The 23,941-nt window shown below is 59.7% G+C and carries 20 protein-coding genes and 1 pseudogene; 17 read left to right on the forward strand and 4 right to left on the reverse strand.

Going from position 1 to position 23,941, the window contains the following annotated elements; translation table 11 throughout:
- Positions 1 to 170: 170 nt before the first annotated feature.
- The 10 genes and pseudogenes from QSV46_RS37015 (at position 171) to QSV46_RS37070 (ending at position 13,077) form a co-directional block, all read left to right on the forward strand.
- Positions 171 to 1,220 carry an ABC transporter substrate-binding protein gene (locus tag QSV46_RS37015; RefSeq protein ID WP_314963500.1) on the forward strand — a complete coding sequence of 350 codons (1,050 nt, stop codon included), beginning with the start codon at positions 171 to 173 and terminating at the stop codon, positions 1,218 to 1,220.
- 298 nt (positions 1,221 to 1,518) lie between these two features.
- On the forward strand, positions 1,519 to 2,292 hold the full coding sequence (locus QSV46_RS37020) for an SDR family NAD(P)-dependent oxidoreductase (RefSeq protein WP_314963504.1): 774 nt from the start codon (positions 1,519 to 1,521) through the stop codon (positions 2,290 to 2,292).
- A gap of 952 nt (positions 2,293 to 3,244) precedes the next feature.
- A complete protein-coding gene (locus QSV46_RS37025; protein ID WP_409997265.1) occupies positions 3,245 to 4,222 on the forward strand; it encodes an ABC transporter ATP-binding protein in 978 nt (325 codons plus the stop codon).
- Positions 4,215 to 5,231, forward strand: coding sequence for an oligopeptide/dipeptide ABC transporter ATP-binding protein (locus QSV46_RS37030; protein ID WP_314963509.1), 1,017 nt, complete (start codon positions 4,215 to 4,217; stop codon positions 5,229 to 5,231). Before QSV46_RS37025 ends, QSV46_RS37030 begins: the two co-directional genes overlap by 8 nt.
- A gap of 499 nt (positions 5,232 to 5,730) precedes the next feature.
- On the forward strand, positions 5,731 to 7,215 hold the full coding sequence (locus QSV46_RS37040; RefSeq protein ID WP_314963512.1) for an AMP-binding protein: 1,485 nt from the start codon (positions 5,731 to 5,733) through the stop codon (positions 7,213 to 7,215).
- Positions 7,216 to 7,308: 93 nt separating this feature from the next.
- A pseudogene (locus QSV46_RS41530) lies at positions 7,309 to 8,109 on the forward strand (enoyl-CoA hydratase/isomerase family protein).
- A gap of 450 nt (positions 8,110 to 8,559) precedes the next feature.
- Positions 8,560 to 9,000, forward strand: coding sequence for an SDR family NAD(P)-dependent oxidoreductase (locus tag QSV46_RS37055; protein ID WP_314963519.1), 441 nt, complete (start codon positions 8,560 to 8,562; stop codon positions 8,998 to 9,000).
- Between the two features lie 363 nt (positions 9,001 to 9,363).
- Positions 9,364 to 10,851 (forward strand): AMP-binding protein, encoded by a 1,488-nt coding sequence (locus tag QSV46_RS37060; RefSeq protein WP_314963520.1) that lies wholly within the window; start codon positions 9,364 to 9,366, stop codon positions 10,849 to 10,851.
- Between the two features lie 309 nt (positions 10,852 to 11,160).
- Positions 11,161 to 12,027, forward strand: a complete 867-nt coding sequence (locus QSV46_RS37065; RefSeq protein WP_314963522.1) for an SDR family NAD(P)-dependent oxidoreductase — start codon at positions 11,161 to 11,163, stop codon at positions 12,025 to 12,027.
- A gap of 165 nt (positions 12,028 to 12,192) precedes the next feature.
- A complete protein-coding gene (locus tag QSV46_RS37070) occupies positions 12,193 to 13,077 on the forward strand; it encodes a MaoC/PaaZ C-terminal domain-containing protein (protein WP_314963523.1) in 885 nt (294 codons plus the stop codon).
- Between the two features lie 526 nt (positions 13,078 to 13,603).
- Here the strand turns inward: QSV46_RS37070 and QSV46_RS37075 are convergent.
- Positions 13,604 to 14,380, reverse strand: a complete 777-nt coding sequence (locus tag QSV46_RS37075; protein ID WP_314963526.1) for an SDR family NAD(P)-dependent oxidoreductase — start codon at positions 14,378 to 14,380, stop codon at positions 13,604 to 13,606.
- A 1,167-nt stretch (positions 14,381 to 15,547) separates the two neighbouring features.
- Positions 15,548 to 16,030, reverse strand: a complete 483-nt coding sequence (locus tag QSV46_RS37080) for a MarR family winged helix-turn-helix transcriptional regulator (protein WP_314963531.1) — start codon at positions 16,028 to 16,030, stop codon at positions 15,548 to 15,550.
- Positions 16,031 to 16,489: 459 nt separating this feature from the next.
- Between QSV46_RS37080 and QSV46_RS37085 the strand changes: the two genes are divergently transcribed.
- The 7 genes from QSV46_RS37085 (at position 16,490) to QSV46_RS37110 (ending at position 22,430) form a co-directional block, all read left to right on the forward strand.
- On the forward strand, positions 16,490 to 18,007 hold the full coding sequence (locus QSV46_RS37085) for a porin (RefSeq protein WP_314963534.1): 1,518 nt from the start codon (positions 16,490 to 16,492) through the stop codon (positions 18,005 to 18,007).
- A 387-nt stretch (positions 18,008 to 18,394) separates the two neighbouring features.
- Positions 18,395 to 18,742, forward strand: a complete 348-nt coding sequence (locus tag QSV46_RS37090) for a hypothetical protein (protein WP_314963537.1) — start codon at positions 18,395 to 18,397, stop codon at positions 18,740 to 18,742.
- A gap of 1,011 nt (positions 18,743 to 19,753) precedes the next feature.
- Positions 19,754 to 20,557: a Mu transposase domain-containing protein gene (locus QSV46_RS37095; RefSeq protein WP_314963539.1), complete on the forward strand. Its 804-nt coding sequence runs from the start codon at positions 19,754 to 19,756 to the stop codon at positions 20,555 to 20,557.
- A gap of 183 nt (positions 20,558 to 20,740) precedes the next feature.
- Positions 20,741 to 21,199, forward strand: a complete 459-nt coding sequence (locus QSV46_RS41535; RefSeq protein WP_409997261.1) for an ATP-binding protein — start codon at positions 20,741 to 20,743, stop codon at positions 21,197 to 21,199.
- Between the two features lie 73 nt (positions 21,200 to 21,272).
- Positions 21,273 to 21,599, forward strand: coding sequence for a transposase (locus tag QSV46_RS37105; RefSeq protein WP_314963569.1), 327 nt, complete (start codon positions 21,273 to 21,275; stop codon positions 21,597 to 21,599).
- Between the two features lie 19 nt (positions 21,600 to 21,618).
- Positions 21,619 to 21,726 (forward strand): IS66 family insertion sequence element accessory protein TnpB, encoded by a 108-nt coding sequence (gene tnpB / locus QSV46_RS41540; RefSeq protein WP_409997262.1) that lies wholly within the window; start codon positions 21,619 to 21,621, stop codon positions 21,724 to 21,726.
- Between the two features lie 542 nt (positions 21,727 to 22,268).
- Positions 22,269 to 22,430, forward strand: a complete 162-nt coding sequence (locus tag QSV46_RS37110) for a hypothetical protein (RefSeq protein WP_314963542.1) — start codon at positions 22,269 to 22,271, stop codon at positions 22,428 to 22,430.
- Between the two features lie 255 nt (positions 22,431 to 22,685).
- Here QSV46_RS37110 and QSV46_RS37115 read toward each other — a convergent pair whose 3' ends face one another.
- Complete coding sequence (locus QSV46_RS37115) at positions 22,686 to 22,997, reverse strand: recombinase family protein (RefSeq protein WP_314963545.1); 312 nt, start codon at positions 22,995 to 22,997, stop codon at positions 22,686 to 22,688.
- A gap of 134 nt (positions 22,998 to 23,131) precedes the next feature.
- Positions 23,132 to 23,311: a hypothetical protein gene (locus tag QSV46_RS37120; RefSeq protein WP_314963548.1), complete on the reverse strand. Its 180-nt coding sequence runs from the start codon at positions 23,309 to 23,311 to the stop codon at positions 23,132 to 23,134.
- Between the last annotated feature and the right edge of the window lie 630 nt (positions 23,312 to 23,941).

Raw genomic sequence — 23,941 nt, forward strand, 5'->3', positions numbered from 1 at the left:
AAGGCACGGTGCGGGTCGAGCCCGGTGCGTTGATCACCATCGGCTGGAAAGCTGAAGATTGCCGGGCCTTCGATGCGTCATGACGGTCTACCAAGAGCCCGCTTGGGGCTCGGCGGACTTCGGCAGAGCTGCCCTCACCCAGGGCGCGGCATAGAGGGGGAGAGTGGACGATGAGAACGTCATTAACGATCGCGAGCAGCCTGGCCGTCATCGGCCTGACAGCGGGCATGTTCGCAGTAACGACGGCGGCCCTTCCGGACGACCAGCTCACGGTCACCGCTGGCGGAGGGTCTTTCCAGCAGGTCCTGCGCAAGGTCATTTTTGATCCATTCTCAAAGGCGAGCGGGATCAAGATCAACGAAGCCGAATACGATTACAGCAACGCCAAGATCCGCGCCATGGTCGAAACGAAGACCGTGAGTTGGGACGTGGTCTACGCCAGCGAATCGCAAATCCAGCAATTGTGTGCTGAGGGGACGATCGAGACCATCGATTGGAAGAGGCTCGGCCTCGACCAGACCAAGTTCGAGGGCGACTACACGGAGTGTGGCGTCCCGGTCATCGACTCTGCAACCGTGGTTGTCTATGACAGGGATAAGCTTCCGGATGGCCCGAAGACCATCGCCGATTTTTTCGATCTGAAGAAATTTCCCGGCAAGAGGGGATTATATAAGAGTGCCCCGGTCGAGTGGGCGTTGATCGCCGACGGCGTGCCGGCAAAAGACGTCTATAAAGTGCTCAACACGCCGGAGGGGATTGATCGCGCTTTCAAAAAGCTCGACACAATCAAAAAGGACATCGTCTGGTGGACGGCCGGCGCACAGCCGATGCAGCTTCTCGCCGATGGTCAGGTCGTCATGACTGACGCTTGGCACGGTCGAGTCTACGATGCGGTCAAGAACTCCGGCAAGCACTTTGAGATCATGTGGGACGCCGCGGTATTGAACGGGAACGCTTGGATAATTCCCAAGGGCACGCCGCGCTTGGACAACGCGTACAAGTTTATCGCCTTTGCCAGTTCGCCTCAGGTGCAGGCCGACGTCGTGAACAACACCGCTTACGGCCCGACCAACAAGGACACGATAGCGCTCGTCGATCCGGCGGTTCAGTCTCACCTTCCGAATAACCATATGGGTAATGCTCTGCGAATTGGCTCAAGTTTTTGGAGTGAGAAGGGCGATGAACTCCGCCAACGCTTTACGGCGTGGCTAGCCAGGTAAATCTCGACAACGACATGGCGGCGAGCGCATTCGTTGTCTTCGCCGTCTCCCCTCAGATCCAGTGAGCGAGATGTCTACAGTGGCATGAAGGCAATGTCAGGCGTTCGCAAGGAGCTTGTCCACCCCACCTCCACCAGCCACAATAGTAACTGATCACGATCTTCTCGGATCAATGTCGCCGGGCCGTTGTCTGCTCGATGATGATGCGTACATTCTGCCCACGCTAGATAACGCCATCGAGTGCTGACTAAAGGCTCGTGCAGGCGGTTCCAATTACCCGAACCTAAAAGTGAGAGCTATGGATTTTCCCTTGCCCAATTTTTCTACTGATCTGAAGGGGCAAACCGCCCTCGTGACCGGAGCATCGTCAGGGCTCGGTGTGAGGTTTGCAAAAACACTCGCACGATGCGGGGCACGGGTTGCGTTGACGGCGCGGCGGCTCAAGAGACTCGAGATCATCGCGTCGGAGATTAACATGGCTGGCGGCAAGGCCATACCGCTGCAGCTCGATGTGACCGATGCCGATCAGCTGATCAATGTTGTCGCGGAAGCAGAGCGCCAGCTCGGTCCAGTGACAATCCTGGTCAACAATGCGGGTATTCCGGACGCGCAGCGCGCGACCAAGATGTCGATAGACCTGATTGATCGCGTGCTAGACACGAATGTTCGAGCGCCCTATGTGCTGTCCTGCGAAGTCGCACGGCGATTGATCGCGTCAAAGCGTCCCGGCCGCATTGTCAACATCGCGTCGTCGTCGGCCTACTCTTATGGCGGCAACGGGGCTGCGCTCTATTCGATCAGCAAGGCCGCCGTGGTGCGCATGAGCGAAGCGCTTGCGGTCGAATGGGCGAAATTTAACATCAATGTCAACGCGATCGCGCCGGGTGCGTTCTCGTCTGAAATGATGGATGGCATGCTGCAACGCGTGGGCGACATCACGAAGGGATTTCCGCGGCCGCGCATCGGCAACCCAGCGCAACTTGACAGCACGTTGCTGTTCCTAGTCTCGCCGTCATCCGATTTCGTGACCGGCACCTGCGTGCGCGTCGACGACGTTCAGGACGGAAGGTAACCGAGCCCCGAGCGGCGTCCATCAATGCTAAGGCATCGATTTCGATGCATCGCGCTCGCAGAGTTGAGTGGTCTGCGGCGGCGGGTCGTGCGGCTGGCAGATTCGATCCGAAGCCACTTTCGCCGAGCGGATTGGCTTGGCATCGCGCATAGGTGCACAGTGCAGAGAATGGCTTCGGTCTTCAGCGTTTCAACAATATCCGCCCGGTCAGGCTTGCAAATCCAATCCCCCTTAACTGTACGACATGAATGCTGACGGCACCCCGCGCGCGCTGGTACCTTCCTTTCATGGGACACAACGTCGCTGATGGGTCGGCGCCACTCCTCAGGCTGACCACCATCGAACTTCTGCGCAGCGATCGAACCCCCTGCGCAGCACCCGCAGTACTTTACCCTTCCTGCGTATGTTGACGCTCCCACGTCATCTCGAGGTCTCTCCGACGATGACCGATAATGTATATGAAGATCGATGCTCGCCTGCATTAAGCCAGGTCCCGCATCGCTTTCACAGAGCGTTCTCGTAAAGCGGAGGTGTAAACTTCTGCGCTAAAGCAATGTAACTTGCCTGATTTATGTGCCTATCCGGCAGAAGTCGACGATTTTCTTCTGAAGAACGAGCTATCTTCCGTAGCATCTCGGTTGCGGCTGTGATGAACGAGTTCTCGAGGACGATCAAGTTCCACAAGGTCGAGGTGCTTGGCTTTCACATGAAGGTCAGCGTGGCGGACTGCATGGGCCGCTAATCATCCGAATGCGGATTCCGATCTATTCCGGCCGGGTATTCCGGTTTTGAAGTCGGCCACCGTTCCGATCGAGACCTGAAGAAGATGATGGGATACTGAGCGAATGCCGCGGTCACATCGATGCAAGGAGGCGGCGGCGCGACCGCGACGTCGCGACATTCCGCCGTTCCGCCGCGAAGCCCTCACAGTAAACTTCGGAGTAAGTCTTCCATGAATAAACCACTTCTGCAGGTCCGCAACCTGACCACAAAGTTCGGCGACGGCCCCGGTGCGATCACTGCCGTCAACAATGTCTCCTTCGACGTCGATGCGGGCGAGACCCTCGCCATTGTCGGCGAAAGCGGCTCCGGCAAGAGCCTGACCGCCCTGTCGATCCTGCAGCTCGTGCCCAATCCGCCCGGGCGCATCACCGCGGGAGAGATCGTGTTCGACGGCACCGACTTGGCCAAGCTGAAGGAAGAGGAGATGCGCGCCATCCGCGGCAACCAGATCGCAATGATCTTCCAGGAGCCGATGACGTCACTCAACCCCTCGCTGACCATCGGTCTGCAGATCGCCGAGCCGATCAACCTGCACAAGAAGGTACCGTGGCCAAAGGCCTACGACAAGGCAAAGGAACTGCTTGATCGCGTGCGGATGCCGGATGCCCGCAGCCGGCTTTCGGCTCATCCACACCAGTTCTCGGGCGGCATGCGCCAGCGCATCATGATCGCGATGGCGCTCGCATGCCAGCCGAAGCTGATTATCGCCGACGAGCCGAGCACCGCGCTTGATGTGACCGTGCAGGCGCAGATCCTCGAGCTGTTAAAGGAGCTGACGCGCGAGACCGGGACGGCGCTGATCCTGATCACCCACGATCTCGGCGTGGTGGCACGCTACGCCGACCGGGTCTGCGTGATGTATGGCGGCAAGATCATCGAGACGGCGAGCGCGCTCGATCTCTACGCAAGGCCGATGCATCCCTACACGCGCGGCCTGATGGCTTCGACCCCGCGGCTGGACCAGCCGGCCGGGCGGCGACTGGTGCCAATCAAGGGGCAGCCACCAAACCTCTCGCAGTTGCCGGCCGGCTGTTCCTTTAATGCGCGCTGCAGCGAGGTAGTGGACAGGTGCCGACGGGACGTGCCGGAACTGATGAAGGCCCACGACAAGCATATGCATGCGTGCTGGGTGGCACCCCATGTCTGATGAGATGACCCATGGGCAGCGGCCTGGCGCGGTGAAATCCGACGTCATTCTCGACGTTCAGGATCTGAAAGTTCATTTCCCGGTTTATGGTGGGTTTCGTCAGCGGGAGGTCGGCGCCGTGAAGGCGGTGGACGGCGTCTCGTTTCAGGTGCACGAAGGCGAGACGCTCGGGCTGGTCGGCGAGAGCGGGTGCGGCAAGTCGACCACCGGCCTCGCGATCTTGCGCATGCTGCCGATCACGTCTGGAAAGATCGTGTTCGAAGGCGTCGACATTACCAAGCACGATCAGCGCCAGATGCGGCCTATCCGCCGCCGCATCCAGATGGTGTATCAGGATCCGTTCGGATCGCTCGATCCGCGCATGACGATCGGCGACATCATCGGCGAGCCGTTGGAAATCCAGAAGCTGCACGGCAACAAGGCCGGGCGCCGGGCGCGGGTTATGGAGCTGCTCAAGACGGTCGGGCTACGGCACGACATGATCGATCGCTATCCGCACCAGTTCTCCGGTGGCCAGCGGCAGCGCGTGAGCATCGCCCGCGCGCTCGCGGTCGAGCCAAGGCTGTTGCTCTGTGACGAGCCGGTGTCGGCGCTGGACGTGTCGATCCAGGCTCAAGTGGTCAACCTGTTTCAGGAATTGCAGGAAGAGCTCGGGATCTCCATGATCTTCGTCGCTCACGATCTCGCGGTGGTGCGGCATGTCAGTCAGCGCATCGCCGTGATGTATCTCGGTACGATCGTTGAGATTTCCACGCGCGACGAGCTCTATGCGAACCCGAAACATCCCTACACACAAGGGCTGATGACCGCCATTCCGGTTCCAAATCCCGTCGTTGAGGCCGGGCGCAGCCACCAGACGATTGAGGGCGAGGTGCCGAGCGCACAGCGTCCGCCACCGGGCTGCCGCTTCCATCCGCGCTGTCGGCACGCGATGCCGATCTGCAAGGAGCAGACGCCGGAATTACTTCCCCAGGGATACGGCATGGTCGCGTGTCATCTGTTCACGTGATGGCAAGTACAACTTGAGGCGACTCTCTCCGCGGCGCTTAAAGTCAGCACGGGGGCCAACGACGCGCAAGCACACCATGCCGCTGTCGGCGCGCCGCATGGCGCGCTTTCGCTGCGCACCAGAACGGCGACATCTTTTTCGAGTTCGGCCGTTATGTCGGTCAGAAGATCGAGGACGGCCGCATTCATTGCTGGATCACGCCCGCAGCGAAGCTGCCCCGCGATCCCGCACTGCGCGGGGAAGATGATCCCGATGGCCGTTGACAGTATCAAAGTTGGTGCCCCCAACTAGTAAATTTCCATGCCGCTATGCGCCCCCTTCGACGCACTTCTGCGTCAAGCCGCGAATTTCGCAGAATGTCTGTGCAACATTGGCGTAGCTACACGAATATCCTTGGCCGGATAGGGTAATTGTCCTCAGACGCGTTTGCGTTGCCTGGAGTGGCGATTGCCCTCCTGCACCAATGTTAAGTGAAGCCAAGAAGGGCCTTTTAAGGAATATGACCGAAGACATGATCCCCTTGGGCGAGAAGTTGTCTCGCCGCGCTCTGGCAACGCCCGATGCTCCCGCGGTTAGTTGCGGGGAGATTACCCTCACCTACGCCCAGTTGGAGATAAAGACGAACCGCATCGCCCGCGCCCTGGAGGCATTGGGCGTTAAACTCGGTGACCTAGTCACCATCGGGTTGCCGAACGGCGTCGACTTTATCGAGGCTTGCTGGGGCATCTGGAAGCTCGGCGCGACCCCTCAACCGGTGTCCTTTCGACTGCCGAAAGCCGAACTGCAGGCCATCGTCGAACTCTCGGACCCCAAGGTGGTGATCGGATTACCGAGTCTGGAGACCGACCGACGGCACGTCACGGTCGATGATCTGCTCTTGCTATTCGACGATGACCGGCCGGTTGAGCCGCGTATCGCCCCGATTTGCTGCGCCCTGACCTCCGGTGGATCGACCGGCCGGCCCAAGCTGATTCTTGCGGGCTCCCGTGGTGTGACATCTCATCAGCCGGATAGATCGTCGGTCTGGCGCCTAGGGCCTGGCGACACGGCGCTGATTCCCGGCCCGCTATATCACAGTGGGCCTTTCTGGTTTGCGCTGGAGGCGATGGTCAAGGACGCGCACTTGGTGTTGTTGCCGCGCTTCGACGCAGAAGTCGTGCTCTCTGAAATCGAGCGGCATAGAGCGACCTGGCTCTACATGGTTCCCACTATGATGGGGCGGATCTGGCGACTGCCCGAGAACGTGCGGCTCCGGTACAACGTCTCGTCCCTGAAAGCGCTCTGGCACATGGCCGCGCCGTGCCCGCCGTGGCTCAAGGAGGCCTTTATCAGGTGGTTGGGTCCCGAGGTCATCATGGAGATTTATGGTGGAACCGAGAACATCGCCAATACCATGATCACGGGAAGCGAATGGCTTGACCGGCGCGGCTCTGTAGGCCGCGTGGCGATGGGTGACATGAAAACTTTCGATTCCGAAGGGAATATGCTGCCACCAGGCGAGGTGGGCGAAATCTACATGCGGCGTCCGGAGGGCGCTACGGCTTCATATCGCTACGTCGGCGCCGATCCCCGCACGTTGCCTGGTGGTTGGGAAAGCTTGGGGGACATCGGCCATTTTGACGCCGACGGGTACCTATACATCGGCGATCGCCGCACCGACATGATCCTCGTCGGTGGCTCCAACGTCTATCCCAAGGAGGTCGAAGCGGCGATCGATGAGCACCCGCTGGTGCTATCAAGTGCTGTGGTCGGCCTGCCCCATGAAGACATGGGCTCGTCCCTCCACGCGATTGTGCACGCTCGCCCGGGTTTGAGCGAAGAGGCGTTACTGTCACACTTAGCCGAGCGGCTGGTGTCCTATAAGCGTCCGCGCACCATCGAGTTCATCAATGAACCCGTGCGCAATGAGGCCGGCAAGGTGCGTCGGACCCAACTGCGAGACGAGCGCATCTCCCGGATGAAGACGGCCGCTCGCCAAACATGACGGGCGGTTTGTTTCGGAAGGAGCGCTGCGGCAGCACAGTGAGACTTCTCGCGAGAAGAAGCGGACACCGCACAGCCGCATGGAGCAGTGACCTTGACGAATTTTGTAAAGATCGAGAGGGGGGTGGGCTGGAGGGGCGCGTCGCCGTGGTGCGGTTCGATCGCGGCGATGCCCTTAACGCGCTTTCTGCCGACGCAATTCGCGAGCTAACGAGAGCTGCTGAAAGCTTTGAGGACGACACCGAAACCTCAGTTGTGATCCTGACCGGTGGGAAGTCGTTCAGTGCCGGCGTCGATCTGAAGAGCAGTGAGGGCCCTTCGCATGCACCGGTGGATATGGCCGCGCTGCGGCGTCGGGTCCGGATCGGACCACGGCTCACCCGCGCTAGGTACGAGATGGACCAAGTGACGATCGCCGCGATCGAAGGCTTTTGCATCGGAGGAGGCATCGCGCTCGCCGTCGCCCTCGACTTCCGGATCATGGCGCGTGATGCCCACATCCGCGTACCTGAAATCGCGCTCGGCATCAAATGAGCTGGCAAACCATCCCGCGTATGCTGCAGCTGATTGGGCCGGCGCGCACGAAGCAGGCGATCATTCTCGCTGACCAACGCATCTCCGCGCTAGAGGCTTACGAGTGGGGTTAGTGGAGCAAGTGACGGATCCCGGAGCAAGCCTTCACGCGGCAATTGAACTCGCCGAGAAGGTTGCCGCGCAATCGCCGATCCCGGTCGCCATGACGAAGCAAACGGTCAATCGTCTCGCCGGTGCCCTTGACGATCTCGCGAGCCACATGGATCTCGATCAGTTGACATTGACCTGCATGACCGAGGATCACAAGGAAGGCGTTGCGGGCTTCCTTGAGAAGCGCAAACCTCGTTTCAAAGGTCGCTAACAGTGAGCACAGGAGCGGTTTTGTTCATCGCCGTGCTGGCGCGGCGCCCACCACTTCTCCCGGCTCTACCCGCGTTCCGGATTGACTCGTATTCAAAAAAAAATGTGAGAGCACCATTCAATATGCAGTTCCCAATTTTTCCATCGACTTGAAGGGCCAGAACCCGCTAGCCACCGGAGCGTCGGCAGGCCTTGGCGTGCGATTCGCCAAGACACTCGCGCGATGCGGGGCTCGAGTGGCGGTGACGCCGCGGCGGCTCGATCGCCTCTAGAGCGTCGCGGCGGAAATCAACGCGGCCGGTGGCAAGGCCGCACCGCCCGAGCTCGACGTGTCGGATGCGGATCAGCTGACCAAGGTTGTCGCGGGAGGCAGAGCGGCAACTCGGTCCGGTAACGATCCTGGTGAACAATGCGGGCATCCCGGACGCCCAGCGCGCGACAAAGATGTCCGATGGATCTGATCGATCGCGTGCTGGATACGAATGTGCGAGCGCCGTACGTACTGTCATGCGAGATCGCTCGGCGCTTGATCGCGGCAAAGCGTCCCGGTCGTATAGTCAATCTCGCGTCGTCGTCGGCCTATTCTTATGGGGGCAACGGGGCTGCGCTCTATTCGATCAGCAAGACCGCCGTGGTGCGCATGAGCGAAGCGCATGCGGTCGAATGGGCGAGATTCAACGTCAATGTCAACGCGATCGCGCCGGATGCGTTCTCGTCTGAAATAATGGATGGCACGCTGCAACGCGTGGGTGACCTCACGAAGGCATTTCCACTGCTGCGCATCGGCACCCCGGCGCAACTCGACAGCACTTTGCTGTTCCTGGTCTCGCCGCCATCCGACTTCGTGACTGGCACCTGCATACGCGTCGACGACGTTCAGGACGGAAGGTAGGTAAGCGCCCGCAGCAGGAGAATGTTTCATACTAGCCGAAATACAGAAGTGGACTTGTCCGCTTCGAGCCGACGACGTCGTTCAAAGCCCAGATAAGATTGTTCTGAACCGCGTCGCTCTCGAGCTATACAACGGCTGCTCAATTGCCGATCGTCGGGTTGCCCCAAACACCACCGAACTTTGATTCTGAGGGTGAGCTTCTGCGTCAAACAACAAAACTCGCCTGATCTGAGCGCTAGACGGCCAGAAGTTGGCGATTTTCCTCTGCTAGGGTGAGCTAACTCTGTCTCAGAGTCAGGGTTTGGCAGCGGGCGAATGCTAGTGCGGGCAGCCCGGCTCGAGTAAAGGCGAGGTCGGACGGAAATGGCTGAAGAAATGATCTCCTTGGGCGAGAAGCTATATCGCCGCGCCCAAGCGACACCGGACGCGCCGGCGGTTAGTTGTGGCGAGATCAGCCTCACATGCAGGCAGTTGGAGGCAAGAGCGAACCGAATCGCGCGCGCGCTGCAGAAGCTGGGCGTCAAGCTCGGCGACCTGGTTACCATAGGTCTGCCGAACAGCGTCGACTTCATCGAAGCCTGCTGGGGCGTCTGGAAGCTTGGCGCGTCGCCCCAGCCTGTGTCCTTCCGACTGCCGAGTGCCGAGCTGCAAGCCATCGTCGACCTGGCCGATCCGCTGCTGGTGATCGCCTTGCCGGGTATGGAGACTAACCGTCGACGCCTAACGGTCGGTGACCTACTCGCGCTGTCAGATGACGATCGACCGCTGGAGCCGCGTGTGGCCCCAGTGAAGAGGGCCGCGACCTCCGGCGGCTCGACAGGCAGGCCGAAGCTAATTCTCTCCGGCTTACCCGGCCTCACGTCGGCCGAGCCGACTGATGATCCGGGCGGCTGGCGCTTCCGGCCAGGCGAAGCGGCTCTGATTCCAGCGCCGCTCTACCACAGCGGGCCCTTCGGGTGCGCCTTGGATGCGATAACTCAGGATGGCCATTTGGTGCTTATGCCGCGATTTGACGCGGAAGGTGTGCTCGCCGAGATCGAGCGGCGCAGGGCCAGCTGGATCTATCTGGTTCCCACGATGATGAGTCGGATATGGCGGCTGCCCGACGAGGTTCGAGCCCGCTACGACATCTCGTCACTGAAAACTCTCTGGCACTTGGCCGCGCCCTGTCCGCCTTGGCTCAAAGAGGCCTTCATCGGCTGGTTTGGACCCGACGTGATCATGGAGCTCTATGCCGGCACCGAGAGCCAAGCTTGGACTACCATCACCGGAACCGAATGGCTCGATCATCGCGGCTCAGTTGGCCGCGTAGCCGTGGGTGAAATGAAGGTTGTCGACGCCGATGGAAATATGCTGCCACCGGGCGCGATCGGTGAGGTCTACATGCGACGCGCGGAAGGCTCGCAGCCTTCCTATCATTACCGTGGCGCGACGGCCCGGACCCTACCGGGCGGTTGGGAGAGCCTTGGCGATATCGGCTATTTCGACGAGGACGATTATTTATATCTTGCTGACCGGCATACCGACATGATCCTGGTCGGCGGCGCCAACGTCTATCCTGCCGAGGTCGAGGCGGCGATCGACGAACACCCACTCGTGTTATCGAGCACTGTCATCGGCGTGCCCCACGAGGACCTTGGCTCGACGGTGCACGCAATTGTTCAGGCTCGGCCGGAGTTAACCGCTGAGGTGCTGCTGGGTCATCTCGCTGAGAAGCTTGTGACCTATAAGCGTCCCCGCACCATCGAATTCGTTGCCGAGCCTTTGCGTGACGAGGCAGGTAAGGTTCGGCGTACCCAGTTGCGCGATGAGCGTATCGCCCGCATGAAGTCGATCGAGAAGCAAACGTAGTTGCGCGGTTAGTTTCAAATCGCGGCTAGCCCAGGACACATTGACCCGCTGTCTGCCCACGAGACGCAAGGTCATACACGGTTGGTTCCGGAGGCCACCGAAACTCACCGTTGCTGAGGGACCGGTGCCAATGTCCGCCAGTGATGCGCGAGATGCGGAACAATGGGCCTTGCGGATAAGCGAAGGCGGCAATTTCGTTGGCCCGCCTGCGGCTAACCGCTCAGTTCGCAATGCGAGCGTCGCGGTGCTTGAGCCGGCCGCGGTTTGCTGCCTGCAGTGCTCACGACGCAGACATTTGAGGAGGATTGGATGGGACTATTGGAAGGCAAGGTGGCGATCATCACCGGAGCTGGCGGTGGGCTCGGCGAGGCCTATGCAAAGCTGTTCGCTAAAGAGGGCGCGGCCATCATTGTTAACGACCTTGGCAGCATGCTGGATGGCTCCGGCACGAGCTCCGCTGCCCAAAAAGTGGTCGCCGAAATCATAGCGGCAGGCGGGCGCGCGGTAGCCAACGGCGATAATGTATCCACTCCCGCCGGTGGAGAAAATATCCTCCGGACCGCAATCGATGCTTTTGGCCAGGTCGACATCCTGATCTGCAATGCTGGCATCTTGCGAGACCGGACATTTCCGAAGATCTCGGAGGAGGACTGGGACTTAGTTGTTAAGGTTCATCTGAAAGGAACCTATTGCTGCACGCTGCCAGTTTGGAAGTGGCTCAGGGACAACGGTCGCCCAGGCGTCATCATTATGACGTCCTCAACGTCAGGACTGTTCGGGAATTTCGGTCAGGCCAACTACGGGGCGGCCAAAGCCGGAATCTACGGTCTGATACGAGTTCTCTCAATCGAGGGGCGTAAGTACGGCATACGGGTCATGGGCGTGGCACCAAACGCGATTACGCGGATGTGGGCAGACATTCCCGGTGTCCGGAACGGCGAACCCGATCCTATCCTTAGCACGGAGAACGTTGCGCCAGGCGTACTCTTTATGGCCTCTGAATTGGCTGCGGACCATTCGGGCAAGGTTCTCGCTGTGTCGGGGGAAGAGATCGCAGAAGTCAAGATGTTGATGACAGAGGGGTTTCATCCCAACGGGCAGTACACGGCGCAAGACGTGGCCGCACACGAGTATTCGGTCTTCTTCCCGGCGGAGATGAAGCGACTGCCGGCTTGAGGGAGCGCTGTCTGGCTAGCCGCGAAACGTCATATCCTGCGGGGCTGAAGCTCACTTCGTTACGTGAAACGATCAATTATGGAGTACCCCGCTTCCACGGCATCAACACTCCCGTTGACACTGGATAGCGATTCTATCTTGCGCCTAACGCCCTAAGGATCTTTTATGCCGATTTACTATCCTGACGTCCTGCAGCAGAAGAGCACCCCTCGCAGCTTTACCTATGGCCCCAAAGACGTGATGTTGTACGCGCTTGGAATCGGAATGGGGCGCGATCCAATGGACGAGTGGGAGCTACCCTTCGTCTATGAGAAGGATATCAAGGTTTTGCCGACCGCTGTCGCAGTACTGGCGTGGGCTAACGGACCGAGTTCTGAGCGGACACCGAACCAGAAGGCAGGCCTCCGAATCAGCCACTTGAATTGGCTGATGCTGGTGCATGGTGAGCAGAAGGTCGAGTTACACAAGCCGCTGCCATCCTTCGGCAAGTTCACGGCCACCAGCCGTACGATCGGCGCCTACGACAAGGGCAAGGAGAAGGGTGCGGTCGTCGTCGAGGAGACGGTGTGGATTGATGAGAAGGGCGAGCAAGTCGCCACTCTCACCGGCTCGAACTTCGCGCGCGGGGATGGCGGCTTCGGTGGGCCGTCTGGGGGGGCGCCCAAACCGCACCTCCTCCCATCCCGCAAGCCAGACCTGGTGATCGCGTTGGAAACCCGGCCGGACCAGGCGCTGCTCTATCGCTTAAGCGGCGACCTAAACCCTCTCCACTCGGATCCCAAAGTCGCCAAGCGAGCCGGCTTTCCACGCCCCATCCTGCATGGGCAGTGCACATTCGGGATAACCTGCTGGGCTGTGCTTCAGGCCTACTGCGGCTACGATCCTACGAAGATCCTAAGTCATCAAGCGCGCTTTTCGGCGCCCGTCTTCCCCGGCGAGACCATCACAGTGGACCTCTGGCGCGAGGGAAATGTGGTCTCGTTCGACGCTCGTGTGATTGAGCGCGGCGCGACCGTTATCAAGAATGGCAAGACAGTGCTGCGCACTTAGGAGTCCCCAGCTCGAGGCCGCTCTAGTCCTAAGCATCGTTTCTCTGGCGCAAGCGCGAGAGCTAGATCAGTACAATCGGATGTGGTCACACTCAACGCGGACAAGCTAACTGTCTCGTGGGATACACCTTCTTCTCAGGCGCATGCTGCCGTAGTTTCGATGCTCATCGCGGCAGCGCGCCAACCCCTGGGACGACGACTAGGTGCCCGTTCCTACTAGCAACCTTCGTGCCAACCTCGAAAGCGGCTTCAGTTGGTAGTCTATCGCGGGGAGAGACGCCTTCTCAGACTAATTTCCCGTCGATGATGCAGTCCAGGGATTTGCTCTGGAGTTCCCGCTCAGCCGCCGTACGTGGGCGAGTGCTGTCTCGGTTCTCTCCCTCTGACCGGCCAGCCGTGTCGCACGTCTACTTGCAACCGGCTCACCCGGCATATTAGGCCAGGTTCGCCATTGACGCAGCAAGAGACCTGGCAATGCGCGATAGATCAAAACGAGAAGAAACTTGGGAGGTCGCGCCGCGAGTAGGTCAGGCGCTTGCACCGAGATCGATCGTGATGCACTCACCACTGATTCCCGAGGCAGAAGGGCTCGCAAGAAAGCCAATCGTTGCCGCAACCTCACGCACATCAACAAAACGGTTGCCGGGTTGCGACGCCCGGAAGGCCGCCACCACCTCTTCTGTGCTCATGCCGCGGTTCTTCGCTTGAGCTTCAAGCTGACCGCGCATAAGTGGGGTATCCATCCAGCCTGGCGCGACGGCGTTAACGGTGAGACCGTGCGCACCGCCTTCCAGCGCAGCGGTACGGACGACCCCAAGAACTCCATGTTTGGCGGCAGAATATGCAACCTTCTGCCGTGCACCGCCGTAGCTGGCAACTGAAGCCGTGACCACAACCCGACCACCGGGCGCCTTCGTCAGAGCCGGCCATGCAGCCTTCAACGCGTGGAATGGCCCGTCCAGCATCAGCGCATTAAGACGATCCCATTCGGCGTCGGGAAACTGATCGAAGGGAGCCATGAACTGCACTCCAGCATTCAATACCAGGATGTCGAGACGACCCGCAGCCTTGAGTACATGGGCGATCATATCCCTGTTCCCATTCGCAGTGGCAAGGTCCGCGTGAAAGACACCATCGCCCGCTATGTCGACACCTTGCACGTCCGCTCCGCGTTCGGACAATTCAGCCACGATCGCCTTGCCAAGCCCTCCTGTCGCTCCGGTTACAAGTGCGACTCGGCCTTTAAGCGACCATCCGTGCGGATGGGGCTGCTGTTGGTGGCTCTCACTAGCAAAGTTTGCCATGCGTCACTCTCCTATTTTTATTGCCACGTCAAATGGACGTGATCATCTCTCAGCAAATCTCGCGCTCAGTGCCACCAGACAATTTGAGCAGTTACGGCCTATCTAGCCTCGGACGGTCAGTTGGGCGCCGGCTAGAGGTTTGCGAGATGACAACGACACCAAACGCAGGCGAGATGACCCAAAGAGACGGCGACCGCGCAAGAGACATTGGACACCAAGCATCCGGGCAGAATGGGATTTGCACTTCAGGCAGACTATGCTGCCATTCACGCTGAATTGCCTCATAAAGGGAGATCAGTAAGCCGAAGTTCCGCGCCAAATTTGATGATTGCGAAGCTTCTCTGCGGCCGGACCTGCTGATGAGGTGCCCAAGAGATCACAGGCGCTCGCAGATAACAGGGCGATCACGAAGCAACCTGCGTCTGCAGAACAGCCAACCTTGAATAACAACCGCTGCTTGTCTCCGACAGGTCATTAAGATGTAGTTCGCAGCGTTTCGCCGACGAGTTTCTCGAACTGCCAAATGCCTCGCGGTCAAAGCTTCAGCCGCATCCACATGTGAAAGAATAGGGTCGTTTCAGCCGTCTCGGTAGTGAACGTCAGCGGCCCAAAGCGATGGGGTTAGCCTGAATCGATATTGGATTCCCAAATCAGCTTGTTCCGGTTCGTCATGCTGGCTGGGCGGAGGCCAACATGGATCGGCAAGCCTTACTCTCTCGATCTTCGCAACGCCTAGCGGCAGCGATTGACGGCTGCATGTCCCGCAATTAGGCCACCAAGCAGTTTGGAGCGGTGATCAGCACAGCGATCGGCTCGATGAAGCGGGTTGATTCGACCGGCAGGTTTGCTCCGGGGCAAGTGGGGAGTCACAAGCCGAAGGCTGTTTCGGGAAACCGCGCCGTCTGGCTGTCGCAGCGGATCAAGCAAGGCGACTTCACCAAACGCGGGCTCGTTGTTGCATGGGACAATTTGCGGCACCGAGCTGGGTTGCATGTCAGTATTCGACAATGCCGATCCATGCTGCCGCTCCATTCTAGCGAGCTTCCTCAGAACCAAGCCAATAGGATTCATCTTGGTAGTGATTGTTCTTGGCCAATCCTGGCTCAGGAGCAGCCGTCGCGCGCCACAAGCGGCATGAATGGCTGCTAAGCTCGGCGCGAAATAAGCCTACAACACGCCGATACTCAGTTTCTGAGAGGCCAAACGGCTATTCTTCGCGATCGAGGCCAGCCGTTTATTGAGATAGTCGAGTGATGCCTCGTCGAGTCCCGCGAACATCGTGAGATTGAGTGCACGCCTTTTGTTGGACAGGCTCGCAATTTCCTCCCGTGCCTTTTCCGTTAGCGAGATCTGCAGGAATCGTGCGTCATCGAGAGACGTTACGCGCGACAACAGGCCTTTTTCTTCGAGCTTCTTTGTTTGGTTCGTAACGAAGGCGGGGTGGATCCGGAGCTTATTTGCCACCGCAATCCCGGAAACGCCGCGTCCTTCGTCGATTTCATCGATAGCCATCAAAATCAACCATTGGGGCTCGCTTATTCCCATCATCTCAGCCCACGCTTTGTGTATCTCCTCCAGCTGGGAGTGGATCTCCACGATGTTCCAGACGAAATCCGTAATCGCTCTATCCAATTGATCTTTATCGCCCATTTGGTCTTTCCGCCACATGTTCGTGCCCCCGATAGGCACAGAGCACGATCTTTAGCCGGAATACACGCGGCCGTCTTGAGGCGATTTGAAGCCACATACCGGGCATGCGGTAATTAATTGACAAATGCAATTCATTTGGGCTACGAAGAAGACAGGCCACGCTGCCTTTTGGCTAATGGTCATGCAAAACCTCCAGGAAGAACCTCTGGGATGCCCCCCGGGGTTCTTTTTTTGCATTCAGAAACGTCGGAACTCCAAATGTTGCTGAAATGCAACGGTAGCCGATCAACTATTAGCTATCTTCATTAATTAATGGAAGCAATTGATGAAGAGAGCTATACGACAATTGACGGAGAGGGGGCGCCTCGAAGTCGTTCCGTCAAGCCAGCCCAGTGGGGGCAGGCTAGTAGCGGCGGGATCTGGACGACGGAAACGATATCTCAACTAGGAGCTTCATCGATGAAACTGACAAAGGGTCTCATCCTCGGTTCTGCGGCAATGTTCGCGGGCGCCGGGGCGCAGGCAGCCGATCTGCCCGTCAAGGCGAAGGCAATCGAATATGTGAAGATTTGCTCGCTCTATGGTGCAGGATTCTACTATATCCCCGGCACGGACACCTGCATCAGACTGAGCGGCTACCTGCGTGCCGACACCATGCTGGCAACGAACAGTGACCTCGATGCTGCCGCCAGCGGTGTGGCTGGCGCCCGGAACCGACTCAGCAATTATTTGCAAACCCAAAGCCGTCAAGATCTGCAATTCGACACGCGCACCGCGACCGAATACGGCGTGGTCCGCACCTTCGCCGAGCTGGTCTTCACGTGGAGAACCGGTACCTATAGCGGAGCCGGCACCACGGGCGTAAACGGCGCGACCTCCTACACCTCGACGCTGACTTCTCAGGTCGCCGGTGGCGGCCTCGGGATCTACTACGCTTTCATTCAATTCGCTGGCTTCACATTCGGTAAGGCCGAATCCCAGTTTAGAACGCCTTGGGGCGAGTATCCGGCCAACAACATGGAGTTGCCGGGTAGCGCAGGCTGGGACCCTGTGAACCAGATCTCGTATACCGCAGACTTCGGTCAGGGCATCACGGCTTCCTTCTCGGCACAGGATCAGGTCCCGAACTATCAAAGCAACGTCTGGAACGTAAGCGGCGCGACAGCTGCAGGACTTGTGACGGGCGCCTACGGAGCTTCCGACCTGGGCGGCTCGCGAGCCCCAGATCTCGTGGCTCGGGTTCGGGTCGATCAGGCTTGGGGACTATTCCAGGCGTCGTTCGCCGCGCATGACAATCATGCAGCTTACTATGGCGCGGACGAGACAACCGGACATCCGGGAGACAAGTGGGGCTGGGCTGGACAGTTGGCGTTGTCAATCAAGAACCTCCCGACTGGGCCCGGGGACACGATCAACTTAACTGGCGTGTATACCAACGGTGCAAGTCGCTACAACTTCCACGATTATATGGGGAACACGTTCGCCATGTACGGCGGTGCTGGCGTTGCGGGTGCTTACCAAAGCCTCGGTGTCGCTGGGGTCTCGGACTCTGTGTTTACTACCGGTGCCAGTCAAGAGCTGACAACGACCTATGGCTTCAACGCTGGCTACACGCACAACTGGGACCCACACTGGAATTCATCCGTTTACGGTGCTTGGGCTGCCGTTCGATACAACAATACGGCCAAAGGCTATATCTGCGGAGCTTTCGTGACAACGCTTGCGCTCTCGACTGGCGTTGCCGGATGCAATCCCGACTTCAACTACGCGGTCGTTGGTACAAAGACGTCCTGGACGCCCGTTAAGAATCTGACCTTCACGGGCGAACTAGCGTACATGATGCTCGATCAGAAGTATGCGAGCGGAAGCACCGTGGCCCTCCCGCTGCAATCGAGCATCGCGAAACCCGCCGCTGCGTACGAGCTGAAAGATCAAAACAGCCTCGTGCTATTGCTACGCGCTCAGCGGAACTTCTGATCCAAATGTAACGGAAGGAGGCAAATAAAGGCTCTTTTTGATCTATTTCTAACCTCCAAGAAGGCCTCCGGCATGCCCGCCGGAGGCCTTTCTGGCATCTTCTTTGTTTCACTTGTGATGAACGCGTTCGGCTGAAGGAGGCCTCGTTTTTGTTTGCATCCAACCTTGCTGCCGTCGATCGGCGAACAGCCCGACAGGTGTGGCTCGATCTGTCGGACGCAATGACCAAGGGTGATCGTGGTTGCCAGATTCTTCTTCCGGTCGACTGCTTGAACAGGTGCGGGCCTGCATCGCGGTTGAACGTGCTCACGCGCTCACGAAGTTCCGGCGATGCTCCGGCTGGCGATCGCTCGAACGTCCGATCTTCGTTCATGGGGAACGGACAGCTTGCCGATTGCGATTCTCGAGGCAAGCAACTTCGCTCTTGACCTGCTCGGCTCTGAAGAGCGCAGCAAGATCATGGTCTACGATGACGACGGTACACCAAGCGGGCCGGCAGTGTTGTGGCTTACAGAAGTCGGATTGTCGGTTCAATCCAACTCCTGGGAAGTGATCCTTGCCCGGGGGCATCCGGCGGTGCAGGTCTCTCGGCTTTCGATCAACATCACCCCGCACCACCTCCGCCATACCTTTGCCGTGCATATGCTCCCGATGCTGATCCAGCACCGGCTTCGCGATGCAGCTTTGCCCGCCGGATCGATGGAAGGATATCGGCAGATTCTCGGCGATCCCTAGCAGCAGGTCCAGCGCCTCCTTGGCCACGCCAGCCTCGCAACGACCTACATCTATCTCGATCACGCTTCGCGCCGCCGATACCGTCGATGCCGCCCGACGAGGAGCTACTGGCGCTGCTTCCGTCGGAGCACTTCTTATGAGGCGGCGGCCGCGGAAGGTGAGGTGCGCCATGGCGGAATCGTCGAAGTCGATCTCACTGATCTGTGCTCGCGAGCACTTGCTTTGCGGGCGCTGTTCGCCGGCAGACCGCTGCGGCGCGGCAATCCGGATGGAAGTCTTCCCATCCAGATTGTCGCGCCTTTAGGCCGCACTCGGCGGCTCGTTGAGAGCGCGGAGCACCATCAAGCAGTACATCGCGGCGTATCATGGTTTTTCACGTATCTGCGAGATCACTCTCATGCGACACGGGCAGTCGATTTTTGCGCGAAGGCTGTCGAGGCTACGAAGCCTCCTTACGCCACCGGCCCGAAGCCGATCCATCGGCACATGGTCCTCGCGAACGCGGTTCTACTCTCTCTCTATCGATGCTGATCGGCCTGGCCTTCTCGATGAGGAGCTCCATCATCGTAAGTTACACAAGCGCGCACTCCGCAGGGCGATCGCAGCCCCACGACGCATATAGTCCGTTCGTCGCTCGTCAGCTACGTGACGCGGCTCGCGCCGGGGAGATATTCCGGCGTGTCGGCGGTCCGCTCGACAAAAGCCGGTGATTCTGCGCGTTCCAGCTGATCGTGAACACCGTTTCCAGAATCGAGATGCCGACCGAGAGACTGTCCATGCGCCACATTCGTGACGTTCTACGCCTGCACTACAGCGTCCTCATGTTGCCACGCGCCGTTGCCCGCAGCCTAGGCTTGGCCCAAGGCATGGTCAGCAAGTACCTGAACCGAGCCCGCCGCGCCGGCCTGACCTGCCGCCGGAGCTGGATGACGATCTCCGGCTCGAGAACCGCCTATTTCGCCAGCCTGCGATCGGCCCAGCTACGAGCGTCCGCAGCCCGATTGGGCGCTCATGTATCGCGAGCTGCGGCGCCCGAACGTCACGCTGATGCTGTCGTGGGAGGAGTATTGCGATGCAAGCTCCGACAGCTTCAGCTATTCGTGGTTCTGCGGGATCAGCGGCGACGTGCACAGCATGCAGATCTTCGTCGCCGTGCTCGGCGCCTCAAACTATACCTACGCCGAAGCCAGCCTCAGCCAGAGCCTGCCGGACTGGATCGCCTCGCACGTTCGGGCATTTGCCTATTTCGGCGGCACGGCCCGGCAGACGGTGAGCGACAATCTGAAGGCCGGCGTCACCCCGGCCTGCTTTCGCGAGCCGATGGGTCAACCGGACCTATGCCGATCCCTCGCGCCATTACCGCACTGCTATCGTGCCGGCACGGCCATATCGGCCAAGGGACAAAGCCAAGGTCGAAGTTGGGGTCCAAATCGTCGGGCGATGGATTCTGGCGCGTCTGCGCAACCGCCGCTTCTTCTCGCTCGTCGCCCTCAACGAGTCGATCTACGCGTTCCTTGTCGAGCTGAACGATCGATCCCTCCGGAGCTGGGGCGAAGTCGGCGCGAGCTGTTCGAGGAACTCGATCATCCGGCGCTCACCACCTTGCCGAATGAACCGGACGAGTATGGCGAGTGGAAGCGCTGCCTCAACTTCGATTGTCACGTCGAGATCGCGAAGCATTACTACAGCGTCCCGCACAACCTCGTGCATCAGGAGGTTGAGCCCGCATCACCCAGAAGATCGTCGAGATATTTCTCCGCGGCAAGCGGGTGCCGTCGCATCTGCGCAGCACCCTGCCGCATCGCCCGACGATGATTCCCGAGCATATGCCGAGCTCACGTCGCCGCTATCGCGACTGGACCCATGAGCGCATTCGTTCCGAAGCGGCCAAGGTCGGCTCCGATGCCGAGACGCTGATGGATGTCATCCTGCGGTCGCAGCCGCATCCGCAACAGGGCTTCCGCTCGGCCATCGGCATTCTCGGGCTGGTCAAGCGCTATGGCCACCACATACCACGACTGGGGATCCGAACCGCTCACCGCCGACCAGCGCCGCGATCTGTTTGAGATCGTCGACGATCGCTACGACAAGGGATCCTTGTTGATCACAAGTCAGGTCCCCGTGTCGCAATGGCACGACGTCATTGCCGACACCAGCTTTGGCGATGCGATGTTGGACCGCATCAATCACAATGCGCACCGCATCGAGCTCGAAGGCGACAGTCTACGGCGTCAGGCTGGCGAAAAGAAAAAGCCGTGGGCACCTCGAGCACGATCGCCCCGCCGGCCCCCAGGCCCCTCCCGCGCGCGCCGCTACGTCGCTCGTGGGGCACTCCGCGCCGCGCACGGGGCCCTCCCACGACCGCTGGAACGATCTTCGGACCAACCTGCCAGCGTTGACGCGGAGGCCATTTCCAGCACGCTTAAACCCGTCACCCGTGTTCGCCTCCGAACGTGATCACGATCAATGGAATCCGTGATCACCATCACCTCGGACACGTGATCACCATCCCTGGAATGCGCAGGCGGCGATTGTCGCGGAGAGTTTTGCGCCGGGTGCAAGCGTGTCCGCGGCGGCACGACGACATGACATCAACCCACGCCTGTTGTTTCTGTGGTGTCGTCGGACCACGCGAGTGAAGGTCGCGGAGCGCCGGGACGTAGATGTGCCACTTGGCTTTGTGCCAGTCGCGATCACCGGCTGCGGGGCGAATTGTCGTCGCGCGAAGAGCAGGCGGCAATTGAGATCCAGGTCGGCGCGGTTCGCATCGGTGTCAGGGGGCCGGTCGACCGGCGGACGCTGTGCGAGGTGCTTGCGGCAGTCGGGACGGTTGGCCGATGATCGGGCTCCGACCTAGGTTGTCGATCAGGATCGCGATGCAGCCGATCGATTTCCGTCGGGGGATGGACTCGCTGGCGATGCTGGTGACTGAGGCGTTTGGGGCCAATCCGTACGACGGCGGACTTTATGTCTTCCGGTCCTAGCACCGAGATTGCGTGAAGATCCTGACCTGGGACGGAAGCGCCTTACTACAAAAGAATGGAGGGGCCGTTCACCTGGCCGCCGATCAAGGAAGGTGTCATGCCGCTATCTCATGCTCAACCCTCGGTGCTGCTCGACTATCCATGCGAATGCCCCTCCTCGTGAGGCTGAGTGATTCTGAGATCGAGATGATCGAGCTCATGATTGCGTAGTTTTCCAACAGCCTCAATCACGCGCGACGTATTTGAGAACAGGTGCGCGCTTGACGACGTCGTGCTCGCCGCGATCGAGGATCACCTTGTCAATGAGACAACGCAGCAGCGCCTTGCGTTTCGCGCACTCGTGCTAGGGTCCGTCCAAGATCTCAGGCAGACGGCCGGAGCGGCGGACGAATTTGTCGTTCAGCGCCTTGTTGCCGACGGTGATCTGAGTGATGGCTTGGGGAGACGTCAAACGGGCCAGGGCCTCCTCTGCGGCTCGGACCTCCTTCAGAGCCGCCTCCCCAACGGCGCTCGAGCTCGGCGGCGACAAGCCGGTTGTCAGGATGGACGCGGTTGAACTGACGTTCGGCGAGCGCTGCTTCGTAGCGCCGGCGCTCCAGCTGCTGCTCGGCATTGCTTCGTATTGCTTTGTACGTCTGTTGCCGAGCGCGACGAGCGCACGACAACGCGTCGATCTCGGCCGGCGCCATGTCGGCGGCCCCTGATGCGAACGCAGGTGATTGCAGACGTACTCGGCACCCCCTTGCAGCGAGCGTACATCTTGTGACGGAATCTTCCGCACCATGCGCCCTGCAGCAGTAGTTCGCCCTCACATGGAGCACCCCTGGTCTTATTGCGCATGTATTCTGCTCGGTTCGCTGACGATGCGCCTGATCTTCTCGTAACTTGCCAAGCGATATAGGCAAAATAGCGGTCCTTGACGATGATCCGCCATTGTTCGATTGGCTTCGGCTCCTTCGTCAGCGATCCTCCGTCCGATGGTTTGTGCAGTCGTATCCGTCCGTAGACGACGCGCCCGCATAGGCGGGGTTCTTCAGAATCGCTGCGACCGCCGATGTCGTCGCCCGCGTCCAACGCGGATCGCCGTGACGGTCGCGACGCGGCAGCTTCAGATCGCGGTCGTTGAACTCACGCATGACCTTTGCAACGGTGCGCACCTTCAGGAAGGCTTCGAACAGCAGCTCGAGCCGTTCCTGCACCTCGAGGTTCGGGTCCTTGACGACCGCGCCAGAGGGATCGCGGACGAAGGCCGATCGGCAAGGTGAGCGCAAGCTCGCCGCGCTCCGCCTTGCCGAGAAGACCCGCGGTCAATCGACTACGTATCGTATTGAGCTCGAGCTCCGATATGGTCCCTTTTAGGCCGAGCAGCAGTCGGCCATTCGCGCTGCCGGGGTCATAGACGCCATCACGGTCGGCGATGAGGCAGCCGTGCATCCTCCTTGAGCCCAACACGTCCGACCAGCTCCTTGAGGCCGCTGCGCTGAGCCGCCGACGCCCGACTGATGCCGAGGTCAGCATCGATGACGTCGATGCCAGCTTCGTGCCGGCCGAGCTCGATCGCGCGTTGGCGAAGCGCGTAATGCAATCGTAGACTCTCTTTGGTTGGTCACCACCTGACGGGTCGTCGACTGCCGGATGTACACGACCGCCCGTCGCGCCAGGTGTATCGGCTTGACCAGCTCGGATCTCATGACTTGCCTCCGCCAGCATTGCGGCGACCTCGTCGACGATTTGGCGCTGCAGTGCTGTTGGCAGCGTGGCCCAAAGGTCTTTCGGATCGATCGGCATCGTGTTCGAGCTGCTCAACCAGAGCGGTCACATCTTGTAGTGCCTCGACGCTCAGCTTCGTTCGATTCTCCATCGACATCCGTGGTTCGGTTGCCGCGACCGGAATCAAAAAGGCTGGGACCGACTCGATATTCGACCTCGTACGAAAGCGGATGCCGCCAACATGAACCGAGGGGCGAATGACGCGGAACGTGCGACCGAACAACGGATGCGTCGGTTCGCACACTGTAACTTCGATGGTAGGTGATTTCGTCAGACTGCCGAGCGGGATATTTCGATGTGCCCTCGCTCGATGGCTCAGACTGGAAGCGTGTGCCGATGCGGGTTCTGGATCAGCCAGCGCGAGCTGGTTGATCCGTATCAAGAATAGTTCGTCCCTCATGCAGAGTTGTTGTAGAATCGATCTGCATGAGTGATTTGCCTTCCG

Origin of the sequence: Bradyrhizobium cosmicum (genome assembly GCF_032290525.1) — a bacterium.
GTDB lineage: Bacteria > Pseudomonadota > Alphaproteobacteria > Rhizobiales > Xanthobacteraceae > Bradyrhizobium > Bradyrhizobium cosmicum_A.